The sequence below is a fragment of the Tritonibacter sp. SIMBA_163 genome (genome assembly GCF_046535935.1).
GTDB classification, from domain to species: domain Bacteria; phylum Pseudomonadota; class Alphaproteobacteria; order Rhodobacterales; family Rhodobacteraceae; genus Epibacterium; species Epibacterium scottomollicae.
This window is the reverse complement of the sequence record NZ_JAWJBP010001390.1, coordinates 1-234: the sequence shown is the minus strand read 5'-3', so window position 1 is coordinate 234 and position 234 is coordinate 1. Positions and strand designations below refer to the sequence as shown.

Genomic DNA, 234 nt, shown 5'->3' with positions numbered 1-234 from the left:
ACCACCGGACCTGAAATGCGCCGCAATTCTGCAGGGGGTTCTGGAACGGGCGGTGTTCAAATGTGTTTCGGCCCAAGGGCGGAAAATCCGGTGGAAGAATGCCCCGGGCATTCGCACGCCGCCTCCCTGCGAATCTGCGCAACTGACGGATCATCTGGTTCAACTGATCGCCTCGGACCTTTCACGTGCCTGGAGCATCGAGGACGCAGCCCTGCATCTTGGCCTCTCCACTCG

1 pseudogene is annotated in these 234 nt (G+C 60.7%); it reads left to right on the top strand.

Features of this window, described 5'->3' with window-relative positions:
* Positions 1 to 234, top strand: a pseudogene (locus R0J92_RS26855) (hypothetical protein); the annotation flags it as partial.